General features: G+C 60.9%; 15 protein-coding genes and 3 pseudogenes. 8 read left to right on the top strand and 10 right to left on the bottom strand.

Annotated elements, in window-relative coordinates:
* Positions 1-509 precede the first annotated feature (509 nt).
* From NEI07_RS08205 to sbnA, 9 genes are all read right to left on the bottom strand, one after another.
* Positions 510-923, bottom strand: coding sequence for a ParB N-terminal domain-containing protein (locus tag NEI07_RS08205; protein WP_256033934.1), 414 nt, complete (start codon positions 921-923; stop codon positions 510-512).
* Complete coding sequence (locus NEI07_RS08200; RefSeq protein ID WP_256033933.1) at positions 920-2161, bottom strand: type III PLP-dependent enzyme; 1242 nt, start codon at positions 2159-2161, stop codon at positions 920-922. The genes NEI07_RS08205 and NEI07_RS08200 overlap by 4 nt, the downstream gene beginning before the upstream one ends.
* A complete protein-coding gene (locus NEI07_RS08195) occupies positions 2158-2967 on the bottom strand; it encodes an HpcH/HpaI aldolase family protein (protein WP_256033931.1) in 810 nt (269 codons plus the stop codon). The genes NEI07_RS08200 and NEI07_RS08195 overlap by 4 nt, the downstream gene beginning before the upstream one ends.
* Positions 2964-4811, bottom strand: a complete 1848-nt coding sequence (locus tag NEI07_RS08190; RefSeq protein ID WP_256033930.1) for an IucA/IucC family protein — start codon at positions 4809-4811, stop codon at positions 2964-2966. The genes NEI07_RS08195 and NEI07_RS08190 overlap by 4 nt, the downstream gene beginning before the upstream one ends.
* Positions 4808-6544: an IucA/IucC family protein gene (locus NEI07_RS08185; RefSeq protein WP_256033929.1), complete on the bottom strand. Its 1737-nt coding sequence runs from the start codon at positions 6542-6544 to the stop codon at positions 4808-4810. The genes NEI07_RS08190 and NEI07_RS08185 overlap by 4 nt, the downstream gene beginning before the upstream one ends.
* Positions 6541-7701 carry an MFS transporter gene (locus NEI07_RS08180; RefSeq protein WP_256033928.1) on the bottom strand — a complete coding sequence of 387 codons (1161 nt, stop codon included), beginning with the start codon at positions 7699-7701 and terminating at the stop codon, positions 6541-6543. Before NEI07_RS08180 ends, NEI07_RS08185 begins: the two co-directional genes overlap by 4 nt.
* A gap of 2 nt (positions 7702-7703) precedes the next feature.
* Positions 7704-9479 carry an IucA/IucC family protein gene (locus NEI07_RS08175; protein WP_256033927.1) on the bottom strand — a complete coding sequence of 592 codons (1776 nt, stop codon included), beginning with the start codon at positions 9477-9479 and terminating at the stop codon, positions 7704-7706.
* 8 nt (positions 9480-9487) lie between these two features.
* Positions 9488-10423, bottom strand: a complete 936-nt coding sequence (gene sbnB, locus NEI07_RS08170) for a 2,3-diaminopropionate biosynthesis protein SbnB (RefSeq protein WP_407659870.1) — start codon at positions 10421-10423, stop codon at positions 9488-9490.
* Positions 10424-10582: 159 nt separating this feature from the next.
* Positions 10583-11593, bottom strand: coding sequence for a 2,3-diaminopropionate biosynthesis protein SbnA (sbnA, locus tag NEI07_RS08165; RefSeq protein WP_256033923.1), 1011 nt, complete (start codon positions 11591-11593; stop codon positions 10583-10585).
* Positions 11594-12213: 620 nt separating this feature from the next.
* Between sbnA and NEI07_RS08160 the strand changes: the two are divergent.
* The 8 genes and pseudogenes from NEI07_RS08160 to NEI07_RS08130 form a co-directional block, all read left to right on the top strand.
* Positions 12214-12722: pseudogene (locus NEI07_RS08160) on the top strand (IS5 family transposase); the annotation flags it as partial.
* Between the two features lie 72 nt (positions 12723-12794).
* Entirely contained in the window at positions 12795-13154 is a 360-nt protein-coding gene (locus NEI07_RS08155; RefSeq protein ID WP_256033922.1) for a hypothetical protein, read from the top strand.
* A gap of 5 nt (positions 13155-13159) precedes the next feature.
* Positions 13160-14596 carry an IS91 family transposase gene (locus tag NEI07_RS08150; RefSeq protein ID WP_407659869.1) on the top strand — a complete coding sequence of 479 codons (1437 nt, stop codon included), beginning with the start codon at positions 13160-13162 and terminating at the stop codon, positions 14594-14596.
* Positions 14597-14973: 377 nt separating this feature from the next.
* Positions 14974-16309, top strand: a pseudogene (locus NEI07_RS08145) (IS701 family transposase).
* A gap of 192 nt (positions 16310-16501) precedes the next feature.
* Positions 16502-17362 carry a tyrosine-type recombinase/integrase gene (locus tag NEI07_RS08140; protein ID WP_256033920.1) on the top strand — a complete coding sequence of 287 codons (861 nt, stop codon included), beginning with the start codon at positions 16502-16504 and terminating at the stop codon, positions 17360-17362.
* Positions 17363-17384: 22 nt separating this feature from the next.
* The gene (locus tag NEI07_RS08135) at positions 17385-18611 is read left to right on the top strand and encodes an IS91 family transposase (protein ID WP_256033919.1); all 1227 of its coding nucleotides are present in this window, start codon (positions 17385-17387) and stop codon (positions 18609-18611) included.
* 424 nt (positions 18612-19035) lie between these two features.
* Positions 19036-19206: pseudogene (locus NEI07_RS19715) on the top strand (hypothetical protein); the annotation flags it as partial.
* Entirely contained in the window at positions 19176-19721 is a 546-nt protein-coding gene (locus tag NEI07_RS08130) for a transposase (RefSeq protein ID WP_256033917.1), read from the top strand. The pseudogene NEI07_RS19715 and the gene NEI07_RS08130, both read left to right, overlap by 31 nt.
* Before the next feature lie 18 nt (positions 19722-19739).
* Here NEI07_RS08130 and istA read toward each other — a convergent pair whose 3' ends face one another.
* On the bottom strand, positions 19740-21005 hold the full coding sequence (gene istA, locus NEI07_RS08125) for an IS21 family transposase (protein WP_256033940.1): 1266 nt from the start codon (positions 21003-21005) through the stop codon (positions 19740-19742).
* Positions 21006-21009: the final 4 nt, after the last annotated feature.

Raw genomic sequence — 21009 nt, 5'->3', positions numbered from 1 at the left:
CGAATCTGCCGCGCTTGTCCGCGCAAGAGAGCCGTGCCCTCCGTGGCGCGTCCGCTGACCGACGACGATCGCCGCCAGCACCACGATCAGCACCGAGTCGCCGCTCCTCGCACTTCCGATCGAAGGCCGCCGTCGCTAGGCCGTGATCGCGACCGGCCTGCTGGTCGTCCTTTGCGCAGTCTTGTTCGTTCTCGTGCTCGGTTGCGGAGCCGTAACGGTTGCTCCCGCGCGCGTCGTCGAAGTTTTGGTGATGGGGCGCTCGATCCGGGCACCCGGCTCGCATTCCCTTTTTCCGTCTATGAGGTGGCGCGCATTGGACTCGACTTCATCGCCCGTACCCTGGCGCGGGGAATCAGCAGCCGACACCGGCAATTCCCAAGAGCCGCAGGAGCACCCATCGGTGGCCTGGGTTCGCCGAGACGAAGTAGGCCGAGGAAACACGCAATCTCGCGCTCGTGCGGGAGTAAGCTTTCTCCGTCAGCATCAAGGCTGGCCAGGCTGATCACAGGCTAAACCCGAGGCGGAGCCTCGAGAAGCTCGGCGAGCGGAATAGCAGTCGCTTTGAATGGTGGAAATACATGACGCGTGGATCTGGGAGGAAATAGCGCTCCTGACATTGCGCGAGCAATCAGCTCCTCCGCTTCGACCTCCATCCCCGCCCGGTGACTTCCGACTCGAACCTCGTCATAGGTGAAGCCGATCACTGGAACGGCGGCAAGCCCTAGATGAATTGCGGCAAGCCGGCGATGGTGGCCATCCATGATGCAGAGGCTTTTCTCCTCTACGCAAATAGGCCGCGTCCATGCCTGCTCGCGGACGAGGAGATCGATGACACTGCGAACACGACCCCTTTCGGTGTGCTCATGAGCCTTTAGATCGAATGGGGAGAAAAGGCGAATACAGCGGATACGTCGCTTGTTCATGTATTGATCCTTTCGTTTTCCCCAGTAAGAAACCGGATCCTATGCTGCTGGACTGGCAGGAATATCCTTTCCGGATGCGCATTGCTCAGGAAGTCATGATGCGAAATGTCCCAGCCATAAGCGCCTGCCAGAAGGAAGCAAACGAGGTCTCCGATCCTTAGACTGGAGAAGGGCTGTGAATTCAGCAGCACGTCTTTCGGCGTGCAAAGCTCGCCCGTTACGGTCACGCGACGGTTTGCATGACCGCGCCTCGACCATGCCCAAGGCCAGCTCTCTCTTCTAATGACACTAAAAGGATGTCTGTGCCGCCAAGCCGAAGGAAGACGAAAATGGTGAGCGCCGCCCCGAAGCAGGGCAAAGGCTTCTCCATGGTTCGTCTTGACGTCGATGACTTCGCATACATAGACCGCGCAATAGGCCGCAACGATCCGCCCGCATTCGAATTGAATACTGGGGCTCGCGGGCTCGAGAGCATTGCTTAATGCCGCCATGAGGCAATCGACATCGAAAAGGCGCTCGACGTTTGCGTAATCGACACCCCAGCCGCCGCCCAGATTGACGACGTCCAGCTCCAGCCCATGACGATCGGCGATGGCCCTCGCTCGACGCAGGGCCTGCAGGCACAAGATCGAGTGTGCGGTCGCGTCCAGATTGTTCGAGATGGTGTGAAGGTGAAACCCTTCGAAACGCAAATTTGGGCAAGCCGCGAGCACGCTTAGAGCGTCGTCGATTTCGGACTCGTCGATGCCGAACTGGGTCGGCTGTCCGCCCATCGTGATCGTCGCGCCGGGAACGGGACCCGCCAGATTGATGCGCAAGAGAACAGGTAACGTCGTATTCCGCAATGCGGCGACAGCGTTGGCGAGGTACAGAAGGTGGATACTTTCGATATGGACGCGTTCGACTCCATGATCGACGACTGCTTCGAAATCCGACACCGTCCGGGCGGGCCCACCCAAGATGACGCGGGCTCCATTCCCGACCGCTTCGCGCACCTTCCGGATTTCCCCGACTGAGGCGACCTCGAATCCGGCGACGATCGGAGCCAATGTCTTCAGTATCGCCGGGTCGCTGTTCGCTTTGACAGCGTAAAAGAAATCGATGCCCGGCGGCAGAGCGGAGACGAGCCGGCGCGCGTGCCGATCAAGCCCGTCGAGGTCGTAGATAAAGGCTGAGACCGGCCGACCCGGACTAACTAAACGTTCTATGAGCTCGAGCGACGGAATGAATGTCGTCATGAGGCCTTCTCCCCGGCGCGCCCGAGATTTTGGGCGCGTTGAATCTCCCGCCAGAGATGATTTTTGGCTGAAAGGGCCTGGCGCAAAAGGCCGCGATCGTTTGTGGCGATTAATCCCAGCGCGCCATCCCGAATAAGATCGCCGATGTCCTCATCGCGCCTCGGGATCGCGAAAAAGTAGCGACCGGTTTCACGGGCGATCGCGGCGAGCCGGCGGTTCGCCTCCAGGACTGGCTCCGCAGTGGTCTGCCAAGGTAGACCGATCGACTGAGAATAGTCGGCCGCTCCGAGAATCAGGCCGTCAAGCCCTGGCAGCGACGCGATCATTTCAGCGGCGGCAAGCCCGTTTGGATCTTCGATGAGGGCAACAACGAGGGTTTCACGATTGAGCTGCTGGAGGAGGACAGGCAGGTCGCAATCGCCGAACCGCCCCAGCCGACCCGCATTCAGACCGCGCTCTCCGAGAGGGGCGTAACGGGCTCGGCGGATCGCTTCTTTTGCGTCCTCCACGTTCGAGACGCGCGAAACGACGACGCCTGCCGCTCCGGCGTCGAGAACCTGGAGAATACGTTCCGAGCGCGCCTCGGGAACGCGCACCAAAGCGCTGAGGCCGGAACGATCGGCCGCGGCTATCAGCTCTTCCAGCTCCCTGCCTCCGATCAATGTGTGCTCGAGGTCGATCAGAACGAAATCAAATCCCGCGACACCCGCAATTTCGATAATTCCGGGTGCAGAAAGCGAGAGGAAAAGACCGCCGGCGGGCTGGCCCTGGTCAAGCAGGCGCCGCAATCGCAATCGCGCGATCATGACGGAACACGTATTTCGTCTGCGCGAATAAAGGCGGCAAGGGGGTTAGGCGCGCGCCGCCCCGACAGAGCGTCGGTCTCCAGACGCCGGCGCGCGAGATCCTCGACGGCCACCGTCGGATCGAGCAAGCGGAAAGCCGTCACGCCTGCGCGCGCGCTGTCGTTTTCTTGAAGATAGTTTCGAAGGATGTCAGCCGCGAGGAGCCAGAATCGTCGTTCTCGGAAACCGAAATGATGATCGAGGAACCACGCGAGTTCGGCTAGATTGACCCCGAATAGGGCGTCGAACATGAAATCGCGCACATCTTCAGGATCGCTCGCTTCCACATACGAGTTAGGATTGACACGCGCATGTTCGGCGGGAGTGGGGACGAGGTCTGGGCGCGGCGCACGCAGCTTGCTCGGAATGAAACGAACGCCGTCGTGAAAGTCCTTCAATGCAACTCGCGTTGGCCATCCGTCACGGTGGACCAGAATCATGTTCTGCTGATGGCTCTCCACTGCGATCCCATGCGCGAGAAGCAGGTGAACGACCGGGCGCATCGCCGCGCGCAACAACCCCGATGTCCAAGCCTCGGCGCCATGTCGCGAAAACCAGTCTGCAATCGCCGGCCTTCCGTCATGACCCACATGCGTGAGCAATGAGAAAGGCATAGCCCGCTCGCCGTCGGCCAAGAATCTTCCGACCGGGTCACGCCAGATTGCCGCGAGCGCGCCTGCAAGACGTCCGAGTGGGTCCGCATCACGAGGCAGCGTAACGGCGCTGCCCATCCGTTCGAGTAGAAAGATCGCACCCGCCTCCGTCAGAAACCGATCGGATGACGCCACACCCTCGAGCCAAGCGCTGATGACGGGAGCGTTCAGCACCGTGTGCCTCGCGAGCGTGCGAGCCGTCGAAGTATTGCGGATGGACAGCGAGAGCTTCAGGGACGGCGCACGGCGATCCGATATGTCGGATAGGGTGCGTATCGACTGCTGGGCCAGGTAATGGCGACCGCTCTCTCCCAGCAATACGATTAGCCCGGCTTTCCTCTGCTGGAAGGTTCCTGGTTCGATGATTCTCTCCCATTGCCAGGGGTGGACCGGGAGCCAGTGGTATGCTCCAGGACGGCCGGCGGCTGACGCCAATTTGGCGGCGAATTCTCTTCTGCTGCTTTCGTCGATCGACCCGGCGAGAAGTCCGCGATCTTGGCTCTCCTCTGTTCCGATCGCGCGGCTCGCGGCCAGATCCTCGTGAACCGCCAGCCAGATGGGGCGAACGGCGTTCCCGAATTCAGGGCCATAGGAGAGGTTCTCTTGCGGAGAAAAGCCGATCCGGGATTTGAAGCAAGGATGATAACGATGCCCATCGGTCAGTGCGCTTTCGGCCTCCTCGTAAGGCAGCGAGGCTAGCCTGCAGTTAGCGGCGCCGAAACAGAGCGCCTGCGCGTGGTTCGACCAAGTCTGGAGGATTTCCTCGGCGAAGCGCGCATGAGTCTCTACGGTTCCCGGAAGCCTGGGGAGGATGTCAGCAAGCAGACGCATGGGATCGTCGGCTTCTTCTTCTTCCCCGTTCGACACCCTGCGGATCGATCCCTCGGTGATCAGAAGTCGGTTGTAAGCAAGCGTATGATGAGCGCGCGCCCGATAGCGGAGTGATCCGGGCACGACTTCCACCACGATCTCCGCTTCTCGCCTGGGCTCCGCCTGGATCGAAACCATGCCATCCGGCAACAGACTTTCGTGTATGAGAGCGGTGATCAGCTGGGCTATGACTCGGCGACCGGCCGCTGCCCAGGCGGAAAAATCAATTTGGCTCGACGCCAGCGGCGCGTCGAATCCAGCAGCAGGTTTCATCGGGTTCATGAAGGCGCCTTTTCGAATCGGATTTTACCCCTCACCTGCGATTGAGAACTGGGCCAGCGGACGGCCCTGAAAGGGTTCGGAATCATTACGTAATCGGGGTTTTCGCCGCGGCCGGCGACGCAACTCGAGAGATTCGCCTTAGCCGGGAGAGATGCGGCGGAAAGCAACTCGTCGATGAGCGCGCGGACAGGTCCCGCTTCTTTTTCCAGAACATGCCTGCTCGCCTCCCAGAGACGGGCTTCGTCGCCGGAAAGCTCCGCGACGGCGGACAGCACATGAGCGAAATGGTTGACGACGCAATAATAGAGGAAGCGGCGCCAAGCGACGTCGCGGTCATAGAACAGGGCTTCATCGAGATCGGCGATGATTTCCGGATGTGCGCGCCTGAAGCGCTCGCGATCGACCGCCATGCCTTCGAGGTCGCGCACGAAAAGCCGCGCCGGCCAACCTTTCTCGAAAGCGACAAGGCTATTTTGCGCGTGTGCCTCGAGGCAGATTCCGGTCGTCGCAAACAGACGAATAAGCGGAAGAAGGACGATTCCCGCATATGTTTCGATCCATTCGAGCGCCCGTTGCGGCTCGTAAAAAATCCCGCCGGCTATGGTGGAAAGATTTGGACGGCCTGTGCGCGGATTTGGCTCCACAAAGCCCGCGACGACGATCGGATCGACTCCATCTGGAAAATCGTTAATGCGCAGGAGGAAACCCGTCTCAGGGCAAGTCTGCGGCGCGCCCTCGCGCGGCGGCTTGCGCAGGATTCGTCCGCCGGGCTCTTTCAGAATGGTGAGCCCTGCAGCGCGAACCTCCCGTTCGGCCGCTGCGATGGCGCGGGCGCCAGCAATGCTCCGGGACAGCTGCTCCGCCGTATTCACCCGGGAAAAATTCGTGATGCGGGCTTCGAGAGGCAGCTTGACGCAAAGACCGCGTTCTCTGAACCAGACAGTCCTCACGGAAGAGGTAGGAGTCACAGCCTCTCCCGAGGGTCCGAGAAGACGCAACGTTCCTGACGTGAGCCGGCTGCGAAGATCCGGATGATCCCGAAGCCGCTCCGCCTGCCATGGATGGCAGGGAATGATTATCCGGCCGGCGATCACCGTCGCGCTCAGCCCCGAGACCGCCGCCAGCAGGGCATCGGCGCGCGCCATCGATTCCGGTGAGCAGAGATAGTTTTCGACCTGATCCGGCTCGGCTAGAAGCCAGCAGAGATGGAACGTGGCGCCTCGTTCGGGGCTGTAGGTTCTGAAATCGGCGGGTGTGAAACCGGCGACGCTTTTCGCAAGCGGATGAAAAGGGTGACCAAGCCAAAGGCTCCGTTCGGCACGCTCGCCGGTCGAGACAGGCTCCAGATTTGACTGGAAGGCGGCTTGGCTATGGCTGATTTCAATCGACCGTCTGATCCGATCCAATGCGATTCTTCGAGTATCCGGAGTTCCCTCTTCGATCGAATCGAGCATGATCCCGGCAAGCTCGGATGGGCCGATCCTGCGTATGCTCCCCTTGGGCTCGCGAAGGAGAACGTTTTCGTCCCAAGCGTGGAAGCCGCCCAGCGAATAGCGTTTGCAGACTACGACGATGGATTGATTCCCGACCGGAATTTCACATGAGCTGCCATCTGCTTTTGCAGCCATCGTGATAGCGAGCTCGGGATGCTTTTCGCGCAGCCAAGTATTGATCAAGCGGCCGCATGCGAGACGATCCACCATCGCCGCTATGGTTCGATCTAATTGATTCATCGATCGCCTCGTGTGCTGAACAAAACGAGCATGCCGATGGCGGGAAGTCCCGCCGCAGCCAGAAGCACGCCATCGATACCGGTGAAAGGGAGAACGGCGCCGCATAGAGCGGGCCCGACAATTTGACCCAGCGTCAACGCGGTGCGGGCAGTAGCAAGCTCCCGGTTGCGGGCGCTGGACCGTCGTACGCCGGCATAGAGAGCGGGGGTGAGGCCCGAATAGAAGACGCCGTGGGTGACCCGAAGCGTGAATATCCAAGGGGCTGTCGCCGAGACGGACAGTGCAGCGCAAGCTGCTGCCGATCCGAGCAGCGATAATGCGATGGAGGGCGCCGCTGCAGCGCCATCGATAATGCGGCTCCAGATCGGTAGCACCACTATGGCTGCAAGCCAGGCGGCGGCATGAAGCGCCCCGAGGACGCCAGCCGTAAAGCTGGCCGCGTCCCGTTCCCTCGCCCACTCGGCGAAGAACGGCGTAAAGCCGAACGCGCCGGCTGTTCCGAGGGTTGCGGCAATCACGAGCGAGCGATTTGGACGGATGCCAGCCAAAGTGGGGCCGATGCTCTCGTTTTGGCTCTGAGTGTTCTGGCGCAGTTCGGCGGGCGCGATCCGAAAGATCGACGAGCTAGCGATAGCGAGAACAATAAGAACGATACCGGCAGCCGAGAGGAGCACCGAAAGGCGTTGATAGTCGAAAGCCCATCCCCCAATGACGGGACCGACCAGGCAGCCGGCCGAAAACGCCTGCTGCAAGCGAATGTATTCTCCTTCAGGTCGGCCCCCCACATGATCGACCGCGAGAAGAAGGATGATGCCGCTGCCGGCGGCCCCCTGAAGAGCGCGTCCCAAAGTGAAAATAGCAGCATCATCGGTGGTTGCCATGACCCAGTAACTGGCGGCCGTCACCGCGCAGGTTGACGAGAGCAGCAACGAAATCGACCGCTCCTGTGCGAAACGGCCCCAAACCGGCGTTAAAATCACCGCGGTCACCGCGGGCGCCGCCGCCGCGATCGCCGTCCAAAACGTTGCTCCCGACGCATTCTCTCGCATCAGTCCTTGAAGATGGAGGGAAAGGAATGGCACGACTGCAAGCGGCGTTGCAGCGGTCAGAAATTGAATGGCGAGGATCGAAGCGCGCCGGCAGTGCTGTCTGGCCACGTTCATTGCTCCCGACCAGAGACCATGAGCGGATTTGCTGCGCGGCCCAGCGCGCTCGGCATCCCCAGTGCGAGATGCGGCGTGGCCAAGAGCGGAGTCAGTATTTGCTTGAACGGCCATTCCCGGCTGTCGAGAAAGGCGGTCCGCAGGCGGTCACGAATTTCCGGTGACGCGTCGAGTTTTTCGATTTCGCTCGCGGTCACGCGCCGGAGCAGCCTTTTCGAGACGTGAAGATCGCGATGGCCCGAACGATCGAGGGCTTCGCAAATGGCCCGGAGAGCAACGTCGAAGAGCAGCGTTTGCGCATAGGCGAACAGACTCTCTGGATGGTCGAGGAGCATTGTCGCACGGCGCGGATCCTTGATCAGATACGCCGGCGTCTGCAAACCCGTTTTCCCGAGCCATTCGGGCAGGCAACGTACCGTGTCGTGGTCGCGCAATACGATTTTGACCGGCTGCCCTCCAGCCAGTTCGATCAAGACGTTCTGTCCGTGCATCTCCGGGATGAAGCCGCAATGCAGCGCCTCGACGGCGAAGCCAATCAGGAGTCGAAAGAGCTCTTCGAGAAAAGTTTCGACCCTGGTTCCGGGCCGCTGGTCGAGGGATTGCGATATCGCAGGAGGCAGTCCTGCACGCAGCGCGACCGCAAAGCTGGCCAGCGGAACCAGGACCGCGTCCTCCGCGGGAACGGGAAGATCGCGAATCGCGCAACCGAGAAACGCGTTTCGTGGCGCGAAAATGTCCCCCGACGCTTCGCCGAAAGTGCAAAAGCGTGTTTCATCGGCGATCCGGATGCGCGCGGCAATGCGTGGTCTGCGTGAACAGGCTTCCTCCAATAATGCCGCACCCTTCAGACCATTATGCAACGACTGAGCGCTCATGAGCCGTCGCACGCCGAGCGTCGAAATGTCGAGCGGAAGCTTGATGTGCCGATGAGGATTCGAGGAAATCGCAACCGTCCGCAAGGACGAGGTCGCACAGACGAGCGGTCCGGCAAAATCGAGAACGACGATTTCGCCCGACACTAATTCCGGGCCGAATTCGCGAGGTACGGCTGTCTCAAGGTGCCAGGGGTGGACAGGAATGGCGATGTGGGTCTCAGCAAGTCCGCGCTGCTCCATTTCCTCGCCGATTGGTTTTGCCTGGGACGGAGAAAGGATGAATTCGATTGGTTCCCTCTCGGCCATGGCCGGAGACATCAGGAGACGCTCGCGTGAAACCGCGCACCACTTGAGTGCGAACAATCGTCCAAATTCCGCTCCAAAATTCTCGATTTCATGTTTTCCCCAACCTCCCCTGCCCCGTGCGAACGGGTGAAAGAACCTGTCGCGCCAAGCGGCAAGGCGCTCCCAGATCATGCCCTTCTTGTGTTCGATGGCGCGCCCGCAGTCGTCTTCGAGCAATTGAGCGGCGTCCTCGAAGAGCGCAGCGTTCTCAAGGCTCTCTTCGAGCTGACGCATCGTCCGATCGAGAATGGCCACATCGAGATCGGACAGAGCTGAGAGGACTCTCCACAATGCGATTCTCTCGTCCAGAGGTCGGCGGGATCCTCCCGGCGTGACTTCGAAGAGCCCCACGACGCGACGTTCGTTCCGCCAAGCGTCCCAGGCCAGGCTTGCCGACATTTCGGCTTCGCCGAGACGAAAGCGAACCGTAGCGTTCTCTTCGCGGGCCTCGGCCAGAATTCGAGACCGAAAGCCGCCGAGATCTTCTATCCACAAAAGTTCCAGAAGATCTGCAAGAACCGTGTGGGTCATGGCAACAATGGGCAGATGCATGATCATCTTCAAAACAGACTGAGCATCGTGCCGACGCCATTGGCTTCCGCCTGCCGCAGAATCGCCCGCGCGCAGACAATGTCGTCTATCGCCATCCCCATCGGGTTGAGCAGGATGATTTCCTCGTCGCTTTTACGGCCGGGCCTGGAGCCAACAACGATCTCACCGAGCTCGGCGTGAAGCTGCTCTCGGGAGAAAGACCCTTCCTCGACCAGCTGATTGATGATTTTCTTCTCACGATTGCATTGGTCCCAATCGTCGACAATGACCTTGTCTGCCCTCAGGAATACGTTCTTTTCCACGTCCATTATGGAGACATTGGCAAGGAAAACGCCCGGTGAAAGCCATTCGAAAGCGAGATAGGGCCGATCCGTTACGGTGCACGTAACGACCACGTCGGCGCCGTCGATAGCCGAGCGCGGATCGCCAAATCCAGTCACGGCGGTTTGCGGAAACGTGGCCTTCAGCCATCCAGCCGTTTCGGCGACAGCCGCAGGTTTGAGGTCGTAAAGACGAATCTGTCGCACATGCGGAAACTGTTCGCAGAACATCTGGATCTGCGCGCGACCTATCGGGCCGCAGCCGATGATCCCAACCTCCTGGAAGCCCTGTTTAGCGAGATAGCGGCAGGCCACTCCGGTTACGGCGGCCGTGCGCAAGGCGCTGATCCTTCCCGCTTCGAGGATCGCGATCGGGAAATGGGTGCTACTGTCGTTCAGGACAATTACGGCGCTGGCTCGGTCGAGCGAACGGGTGGCGGGATTGTCATGTTTCGAACCGATCCATTTGAGGCCGGCAATCGGATCTTCACCGCCGATCCAGGCAGGCATCGCGATGATGCGATCCGCGATATGGCTCGAACGAGGACTGCGCAGATAGGGCTTCAATGGCTGCGCATAATCGCGCGCGGCATGAAGACGAAAGCCGTCCTCGACGGCTTGCATATAAAGATCGGAATGATTACCCCCAACCGAAGCGATGTCGGTCCGAGATAGAAAGCGGAGGGCATCTTCAAGGATAGCCGGCGCAGGCCGGACGGCATCGATAACGGTCATTGATGAAAACCTCGGTTGAAAACGATATGCTTCTTGCCCGCGCCTCGGTCAGGAAGCGTTGCGCGAGTCGCCTATCTCGCCCAGCGACCGGTGCGCCGCATCGACAGGACACTTGATGCGATCGCTTTCCGCCAGCCAATCCGGATCGTAAACGCTGTCGAGATAACGTTCGCCGCGATCCGGTAATACCGTGACGATGACGGCGCGGCTCGGCAGACGAGGAGCCATTTTTTCGATCGCCGCGATGACCGAGCCAGAGGAGCCGCCCGCCAGCAGACCCTCGTAGCGAACGAGCTGATGACATCCGAGCACGGATTCCCAGTCGGTCACGTAGACGATTTCGTCAATCTCTCGGGCATCCAGCTGTTCTGGAATGCGGCTAGCGCCGATGCCTGGGAGCCATCTCTTCGCGCTCGGCGCGCCGAATATGACCGAACCGGTGACATCCACTGCAACGATACGAATATTCGGCCAGGCTTCTCGGAGCCGACGCGCGACCCCCATGATCGTCCCACATGTGCTCACGCCGATGAAAGCATGGCTCGGCTCTATCGGCATGTCCCGTACGATTTCCGCGCCGACTCCCTCATAGTGAGCCCGTTGGTTATCCGGATTGGCGTACTGGTTCAGCCAGACCGCGCCCGGCAGTTCCTCGAGGAGTTGGCGCACGCGACGAATTCGCGAGTTGAGATAGCCGCCCTCTCGGTCCTTTTCTTCGACGAGCTCGATTTCAGCTCTGTAAGCTTTGATCAAGTCGCGGTTGGTCTTCGTGATGTTGGGATCGATGACCGCAGTGAATCTCAGGTTCATCTGTTGCGCAATCATTGCGATCGCGATGGCGAGATTGCCTGATGAACTCTCAATGAGATGACTGTCACGTGTGATCCCGCCGGCGGCGATGGCTTGCTGGATCATGAACAGCGCTGGCCGGTCTTTGATGCTGCCGCCGGGATTGAACATTTCCAGCTTGGCGAACAATCGTATCGATGAGCTGCTGAAGGGTAATTCAAGCTCCACCAGAGGCGTATTTCCCACAAATGAAATGAGGTCTGGAATCAAGCTATCCTCCTACGAAAAATTTAGGTCGCCGAAGAAAACCGCAACGGCAAGAATCCAAATGCGGCGACCGGTCAGGCCCGAACCGCCGACAGCGACGACCTCATTTGGCCGATCAACGCTGGCGACGCTGGCGAAGATCCGAATAGACCCGCAATGAGGCCGCTGGCAGGAATCGCTGGTGCGAGCACATTGCACGTGAGCGCCCCGCGTCGATGATGTCGCTCGCGTATTCCATGAGATCGCGCGCACGGAACTCACGAGACGCGCAGCTCCATTTGAGCGACGCATCGATTCGAGTCGGTCGGCTTGAAGTTGGCCATGTCTTGCAACCCTTTCCTGAAGGAGAAAAAATCAAAGTACTGATCTCGTCAATACGTCAAGCAATTCATTGGAAGACTTGTAAACTGACTATTTTTGGAAATATTGCAAAGTACTGGTGGGATGATGTTCTTGATCGGGTAACCGGACGCCGCTAAGTTTCTTTTGGTTCGAAAAAGCATAATCGCAGTCTGGAGCGCGTGACGTCACACGAACCGATGTTTTTTGCGGCTTAGGCTCAGGACCTATTAAATTTGATTGAGGCGTGATTCACAAGGGCTTCCGATTCGGAGATCTTTGTGATGAGCGATTTGTTTTTACTGAGCGCGCGTCAGATGGCGCGGATATCGCCGTTCTTTCCTCTGGCGCATGGCGTGCCGCGCGTCGACGACCGACGCGTCGTCAGCGGCATTGTCTACGTCATCAGGCACGGCCTACAATGGAAGGATGCGCCCAAGGACTACGGGCCGCACAAGACACTCTACAACCGCTTCATTCGCTGGAGCCGACTTGGCGTCTTCGATCGGATTTTCGCCAGCCTCGCCGCCGAAGGTCCAAAGCCCGAGCGCATCATGATCGACTCGACACATCTGAAGGCGCATCGCACGGCGGCAAGCCTTCTAAAAAAGGGGTTCTTTCCCGCTGTATCGGCCGCACGAAAGGCGGGTTGAACTCCAAGCTGCATGTCGTCTGCGACGAGGGCAGCAAGCCGCTCGTCATGATGCTGACCGAAGGTCAGATGAGCGATCACAGGGGCGCGCGGCTTATGTTCCGCGCCTTGCCGAAGGCCAAAACGCTGATCGCCGACAAGATCCTCGAGTGCGCGTTGGCGGCGGGTTTACAGTTGGCCATCGCCTAGGCCGTGAACCAGGAGGATCTCGTCATGCATTCTCAATCTGGAACCGCTCCGTCAAATCAAGCCGCGCAAATCCTTTACGTCGCCATCGAGCTCAGCAAGTCCGCGTGGGTTGTGGCTGTCCAAGATCGTGGAAAAAATCGGCCTTCGCTTCACAAGCTCGCAGCTGAGGATATTGATGGCTTGCTTGCCGCCGCTGCAAAAGCGCAGGCGCAGCACGGAGCGACCTCGATTACCAGCTGTTACGAGATCGGGTATGACGGTTTTTGGCTTGCTCGCCGACTCACGGCGCTCGGTTGGGACGTCCGCATAGTGGAACCAGCCAGCCTTCAGGTCGGGTCGATCGACGAGCGCGCCGCGCAAAAACCGATCGGATCGATGTCCTAGCGTTGATGCGTGGGCTCATCGCCTATGAAGGCGGAGATGCGAGAGTTTGGCGCACGGTGACATTGCCGACCACGGAGGAAGAGGACCGCAAGCGCCAACATCGCGAACGACGCGTTCTGATCAAAGAGAAGGGGCGACACGTCAACCGGATAAAGGGAATGCTCGCGCAACAAGGCATTTACGACTTCGAGCCAGCGCTCGCCAACCGCTGGAAAATCCTTGAACAACTGCGCACCGGTGATCAAAGAACTTTGCCTACTTGTCTACGCTGCGCCATAGAACGGGAGTTGCATCGTCTCGAGTTCGTTCTCTCTCAGATCAAGGAAATCGAGTCCGAGCAGCGGCAGTGGATAGAGCAAGAGCCGGATAGACAGGCTCAAACAGTCGCACATCTCACCGAACTTCGCGGAATAGGGTGGCGTAGCGCGGCGGTCGTGGTGAATGAGGCCCTTTACCGAGGCTTTCCCAATCGAAGGCAGCTGGCGGCCTTCGCCGCCCGTCAAGCTGAACTTCTGCCGGTTCCCTATTTCCATGTCGTGTTCACCTTGCCCGCGCCAATCGCCGCCATCGCGTTCCAGAACAAGGCCGCCGTCTATGCGATCTTGTTCGCGGCGGCGGCGGAAGCAATGACGACCCTCGCCTCCAACCCGCGCAGGCTCGGCGCACAGATTGGCGCCGTCGCTGTCCTGCACACATGGGGACAGACGCTGACGCATCATCCGCACGTGCATTGCGTCGTGCCAGGCGGCGGCCTGTCGCGCGAAGGGACGCGCTGGATTGCCGGGCGGCCGGACTTCTTTCTCGCCGTCAAGCCGCTCGCAAAACTCTACCGCCGGCTTTTCCTCGAACGCCTACAAAAGGCATATGATGCCGGCGCCCTGAGATTTCTCGGCGACCTCGCAAACCTCACCGATCCGCAGAACTTTCGCGCCCTTGTCGCCGACATGCGCGGCGCCAACTGGGTCGTCTATGCAAAGAAGCCGTTCGGCGGACCCACCCAGGTTCTCGCCTATCTCGGTCGTTATACGCACCGCGTCGCCATCGCAAATAGCCGCCTCGTCGCCCTCGACAACGATCATGTCGCTTTCACCTGGAAGGATTATCGCCAGAACGGCGCCGCCAAAATCATGAAGCTCGTGCCTGACGAGTTCATCCGTCGCTTTCTGCTGCACGCCTTGCCGGACGGGTTCCACCGCATCCGTCACTTTGGCTTCATGGCCAATGGTCATCGCGCCGCCAAACTCGGTCTCTGTCGTTCGCTTCTCGCGGATCAGCCAGAACGGTCCGAGCCGCCAGTCAACGGGCACGCCGCACCAAAAGCCAAAGTCAGCCCTCGCGCTTGTCCCGAATGTGGCGGCAATATGCGTGTCGTTGTGACGCTCCGTGGCGACTTCGTTCCATCTCGTCCCCACGCGTCGCCACTCCGGTGCGATACATCATGAGACCCGCCAGTGTGCCTATGAACAGCAAAATGCGCATTTATCGCATTCGCGCCGCTCGCCGGATTATCCTCGGCGACCGAACCTCCACGTGGCTGCGGTGCTCTTCCGCGACGCCTCCACCCCCCGAGTCGATCGACGCCGTCGCTCGCAGCGTCCGTCCCGCCTCAGATCATCAGGAATCTATGCGCGCTCCCGCATCTATCTTGCGTCTTCACGCAACGCTTCCGACTATGGCGAAACAAGAAACCCCATAGATCGCCGCACATATCCCACCGCGCCTTCGTTCAATCCGGCTTCAATGAGGTCCGCATAGTCATGCCCGAAAAATTGCGCCGCGGACCTCACAGAAGCCTCCAGATTCCCGCGACGCGCATTGCGTGATTCATAGGAGGTCGGCTTTCGGGAGGGCCGACCATGGACGAGACTTGGAAGTCAGATCTCGAGCGGTGGCTGGCGCCTTTCCTTGGCGCTTTGCGACACAAGGCGCGGGCGCCGATGTGCCCAGTGTATGTTGCAGGCCTGATCGGCGCAGGTGATCGCAAGAGCATGCAGCCCATGGCGGCGCGCGACGGCGACGTTGGATACGATCAGCTTCATCACTTCATCGCCAGCGGCGTGTGGGATGCGGCGCCGATCGAGAAGGCGCTGCTCGTCGAAGCCGACAGGATGGTCGGCGGCGCCGACGCGTGGTTGATCGTCGACGATACGGCCCTGCCGAAAAAGGGCGCGTATTCGGTCGGCGTCGCGCCGCAATATGCATCGTCGCTGGGAAAGACCGCCAATTGTCAGTCGCTGGTCTCGCTCACCCTGGCGTCGCGCGAGGTTCCTGTGATGGTGAGCCTGCGGCTCTTCCTGCCCGAAAGCTGGACAAATGATCCCGAGCGCATGACGCGGGCGCGCGTCCCAGAGGACAGGCGGGGCGCGCTGAGCAAGCCGGAGATCGCGATCGAGGAGATCGACCGCGTCATCGCCTCGGGCGTGCGTTTCGGTTGCGTCCTTGCAGATTCAGGTTACGGCTCCAGCGGGCCCTTCCGTCAGGCTCTGAGCGCGCGTGGTCTACTATGGGCAGTGGGACTGTCGCGACGCCAAAACGTCTACCCGGCAGATGTCGCTCTGGCGTTCCCTGTCGCAAAAGCAGGGAAGCCCCGCAAATACCACATCCCCGATCAACCGCCGGTTTCCGCTGAAGCGGCGTTGGCCGGCGAGAAATGGCAAAAGGTCAGTTGGCGGCGGGGAACCAAAGGCCGGCTGACATGTCTCTTCGCGGCTCGACCTATTCGCGTTGCGGATGACCACAAGCACCGCATGCGCGACAATCGTATGCAGTGCATGCCGGGCGACGAGGTCTGGCTCGTCGGCGAACGCCGGTCGACGGGCGAGCAAAAATACTATGTGTCGAACTTGCCAGCAGATATGAGCCTGAAGAAGCTCGCCGCCTCGATCAAAGCCAGATGGATCTGTGAGCAGGCGCATCAGCAGCTCAAGGAGGAACTCGGCCTCGATCACTTCGAAGGTCGGTCCTGGATCGGTTTGCATCGACACGCATTGATGACGATGATCGCCTACGCCTTCCTCCAATCCCGCCGCCTCAAAGCCGCGGGGCGGAAAAAAAAGAATCGGGGGACCGCCGCCACAACCGAGCATGCCAGCCATCCGGCAGGCCATTCTCGACATCTTCGCGCGGTCTCCCCCAAAACGATGTCCGCATTGTGATCGGCTGCTCGCCAAACCCGTCGAGCCTAAACTGCCAAAGTAGTGCTAGGCGGTGTGGACGAATTTGCGATTGAAGATCGCTTGGGGATTGAACGAAGCCGCTACCGCGGCGCGAGTGGCGAGGTCGTGTGATTGGCTTCCTGTCTGAGAGGATTGGGTGTTGCAGCCCCCTCTCGGACAGGAAGCTATCAGATGACCCAGATGAGCCCTCTTCGTCGCCGCATGATCGAGGACATGACCGTCCGCAATCTTTCGCCAGCGACGCAACGATCCTACATCAGCGCGGTTTCGAAGTTCAGCCGCTATTTTGGGCGGTCTCCCGACAAATTGGAGTTGGAGGATGTTCGCGCCTTCCAGGTGCATCTCGTCTCGACCGGCATTTCATGGCCGGCGCTGAACCAGATCGTCTGCGCGCTGCGTTTCTTTTATGGCGTCACACTCGGCGAGTCGGTCATTCCCGAGCGTATCCCCTATGCGCGGGAGCCACGCAAACTGCCCGTCGTTTTGAGCCCCGACGAAGTCGTGCAATTTCTCGAAGCCGTATCGAGCCTGAAGAGCCGCGTGGCGCTCACTTGCTGCTATGCGGCCGGACTCCGGGCGTCCGAGGTCGCCGGTCTCATGGTCGCCGACGTCGACAGCGCGCGGGGCGTCATCCTGGTCCGGCACGGCAAAGGGGGCAAGGATCGCAACGTGATGCTGTCGCCACAGTTGCTCGGCATTCTGCGCGTTTATTGGCGGCTGGCCCGGCCGCGCCTCTATCTTTTCCCCGGCCGCAACGAAGATCGTCCAATCGATCCGACCGTCTTGCACGCCGCCTGTCGCTCGGCGGCGAAGGCGGCGGGGCTGACCAAGCGCGTGACGCTGCACACGTTGCGCCACAGCTTCGCCACGCATCTCTTGGAGAACGGAACCGATATCAGGATCATCCAGGTTTTGCTCGGCCACAACAATCTGTCTTCGACGGCGCGTTACACGCAGGTCGCGACCCATACGATCCGTGCGACGCAGAGCCCGCTCGATCGCTTGTCGCTGGAAGTGACGCCGTCAGGGTGAGAAGGCGCCGGGACGCGGGATCATGGCCCGCGCCGGCTTTCATCAAAACCAGCCCGGCATCGAGATCGCCGATATTCTGCGCCGCCACGGCCAGGATTACGCGCGCGTCCACGCCGCGCATCTTGGGCGCGTCGAACGGCGCGTGATGAGCGCGATCACAGCGTGCCGGACGGCGGCGCTCGGCGGGCATGTCGAGGCGTGCGACGACTGCGGCGTCACGCGGATCGCCTACAACTCCTGCCGCAATCGTCACTGTCCGAAGTGTCAGGGACAGGCGCGGGCGAAGTGGCTGGCGGATCGCCAAGCCGAACTCTTGCCGGTTCCTTATTTCCACCTGGTCTTCACCTTGCCCGCGCCGATCGCCGAGATCGCCTTTCAGAATAAGGCCATCGTCTATGCGATCCTGTTCAAGGCCGCCGCCGACGCGATGACGACGCTCGCCGCCAATCCGCGCAGGCTTGGCGCCAGGATCGGCGGCCTCGCGGTTCTTCATACTTGGGGGCAGGCCTTGACCCATCACCCGCACGTCCATTGCGTTGTGCCGGGCGGCGGGCTCTCATCCGACGGAGCGCGATGGGTCGCGGCGCGGCCAAACTTCTTTCTCGCCATCAAGCCGCTCTCCCGGTTGTTCCGCCGCCTGTTTCTCGAACGCCTGCAAGCGGCGTTCGAGGCCGGAACGCTGGGTTTCTTCAACAAGCTGACCCATCTCGCCGATCGCAACGCCTTCATCGCCCTTGTCCAGGCCATGCGCCGCGTCGACTGGGTCGTCTACGCCAAGAAGCCGTTCGGCGGACCCGCCCAGGTTCTCGCCTATCTCGGCCGCTACACCCATCGCGTCGCCATCGCCAACAGCCGCCTCGTCGCCCTCGATGACGATCACGTCGCCTTCACTTGGAAGGATTATCGCCAGAGCGGCGCCGAGAAGATCATGCGGCTCGAGCCAAACGAGTTCATCCGCCGCTTTCTGCTTCATACCTTGCCCGACGGCTTTCATCGTATCCGCTACTTCGGATTCATGGCCAATGGCGGCCGCGCCGAAAAGATCGCATCGTGCCACGCTGTGCTCGTCGATGAAGGATCGAAGCCGCAAAATGCCGCCTCGTCGCCGGACGCCGCAGGCAAAGGCCCTGTCGACGCAGGACCCGTCTGTCCCGATTGCGGCGGAGCCATGCGGATCATCGAGCGCATGTTTCCCGCATCATCCCGACGCCACGCTCCCACGTCTCCATTTCGATGCGACACATCATGAGATCGCCGTCGATGATTTGCGCAAGGATCACGCTTCACCCGAAACTTCTCGCCGGGATCGTCTTCGCCGGCGACGACGCCATTCGTCCGCAGATCATCGTAGATCGCCCAGATCAGCGCCGCAGCTTGCCTCGCACGCCGTCGGGTCGCCTCCTGTCGCCATCGAAAACTCGCGGGCAGCCGCTCGTTGCGCCACATCGACCCGTCGCCGCGCGTCAAACGATCCGATCCGGCGCCGAGCAAAAAATACAATCCCCATAACCCAACCGCGCAAAACTCGCCGCGCCTTCGTTCAATCCGGCTTCAATGAGGTTCGCATCCCTGCGCCCCAAAAATCCCGCCGCAAACCTCACAGAAGCCTCCAGATTCCCAGGCGGAATCAGGCATGATTCATAGGACTCCGACTGAGTCGGAGACCAGAAGCCATGTCGACATGGATGGACGAGGAAGACTGGGCGCATACGCTCACGGTGTTTCGGGCCTGCCTTCCGCATCGCGGACGCAAAGGCGAAGACGATCGCCGCTTCCTCGAAGCACTTCATTTCTTCACGCTCGAAAACGTAAGGTGGCGCGCGCTGCCGGAGCGGTTCGGACGCTGGAACAGCGTCTGGAAACGCTTCGACCGCTTGAACAAGGCCGGCGTATTCGAGGCCTTCTTCGACACGCTCGCCTCCATGAGTTCGTCGGCGCATCTGATCCAGATGTTCGATTCAACGATCGTGCGCGCGCACGTATCGGCCGCAGGAGCCAAAGGGGGCAAGACGCGCAGGCGCTCGGACGGTCGCGCGGCGGCTTCACCACGAAAATCCACGCCAAGTCGGACGCGTCGGGCGACATCATCGCTTTCGATCTGACCGGCGGCGAGGCTGCCGACGCGCCGCATTTCGAAACGCTCCTCGATATCGGGCCGGACATTCAGCCCCGCGTCGTCATCTGCGACAAGGGCTACGCCAGCAAGGACAATCGCGCAGCGGCGAGATCGCGCGGCGTTGCGCCCGTGATCCCGTACAAGGCCAATGAGAAGAACAAGCCCGCCTTCTTCGCGCGCACGCTCTACAAGGCGCGTTCGCGGATCGAGCAGGGCTTCGGCCGGCTCAGACGCGGTCGATGATGGCGGAGGGCGTCGCGTTCATCGCGAACCTCCCTGCATCGCCAGCCGGCACCCCACAGCGTCGTAGAAGGCCAGCGGACGCCTTGCAGCCTGATCGCCGGCGCGCAGCACAAGGGGCGGCGACGTGTCTGCTGGTCGACGGCGCGGCGTCGCCGACGGGGCTTTACGATGCGCCGGATCGAGGCGTTTCTCGCCGCGGCCCTCGAGCGGCGCGTGGACGGCAATCAACACCCTGTCTTCGAAAATGCGGATGGCGTCGGCGAAGACATGGACGTCGAGGACGCGCCGGCGGGTGGTGTCCGGCACGCTGTAGAGATTACCGCCGACGCTGACCATGCCCTCGTGGGACGCGCGCCGTTCGAGCCTCAGTACGGCCTGATAGGGCGTGAGCGGCAGCGGCTTGAGCGACGCCTTCTCTTCGGCGAAAACCTCATTGACGACGCGCCTGGTCGTGGCGTGGACCCTAGGATTGGCGACCATGTCGAGCCAGGTCCGGAGCTGGGTGTTCAGATCGTCGAGATTGCGGAAGGCGCCGCCGAGGAAAAAATCTTCCCGGACATATCGGAACGGCCGCTCGACTTTCCCTTTCGTTTTGGCGCGGTAAGGCTTGCAGGCGCGTGGCTGAAAGCCGTAATGGCGCGCCAGATCGAGCAGCACGCGATTGTAAACAACGAGGCCATCCGGGTCTTCGCCGATCACGGCGGTCTTCATGCGATCGTAGAGGATCTCGCACGGGACGCCGCCGAGCGCCTCGAAGGCCGCCATGTGGCAGCGCAGGACGCTTTGCATGTCCTGGTGCAGGACAAAGCGCGCCCAGATGAAGCGCGAATGGCCCAGCACGATGGAAAAGAGCCAGACGATCCGTTTGACGCCGGGCTCATCGAAGAACTCGACGTCGAAGCGGGCGAAGTCGACCTGCGCCTGTTCGCCGGGCGGCGTCTCGAAGCGGACCTCGAAGCCTTTCGCGCGCGGCGGCCGAAGTTCGCGCAGAAGGTCGGTGACCGCAGTGTAGCCGCCGGAATATCCGTGTTCCTTGATCTCCCGCCAGAGACGGCGTCCGGTCAGCGCCAGATAAGCCGCAAGCCGCTCCCGCAGGTAGGCCTCGAAAGATACGATCAGGCGTTCGCGCGGCGGCCGGGCCTTGTAGCTAGGCGCCGCCAGCCCCGCCGCGATGTGCTTGCGCACGGTTTTCCGATCGATTCCGAGCTGGCGCGCTATCGCGGACACGGAGATCCCCTGACGATGTAGTTCCAGGATCATGACGAGTTCCCCAAGTGTGATCACCGCG

Source organism: Methylocystis suflitae, assembly GCF_024448135.1.
Classification (GTDB): Bacteria; Pseudomonadota; Alphaproteobacteria; order Rhizobiales; family Beijerinckiaceae; genus Methylocystis; species Methylocystis suflitae.
The sequence above is the reverse complement of the archived record's forward strand: the minus strand, read 5'-3'. Positions and strand labels throughout refer to the sequence as shown.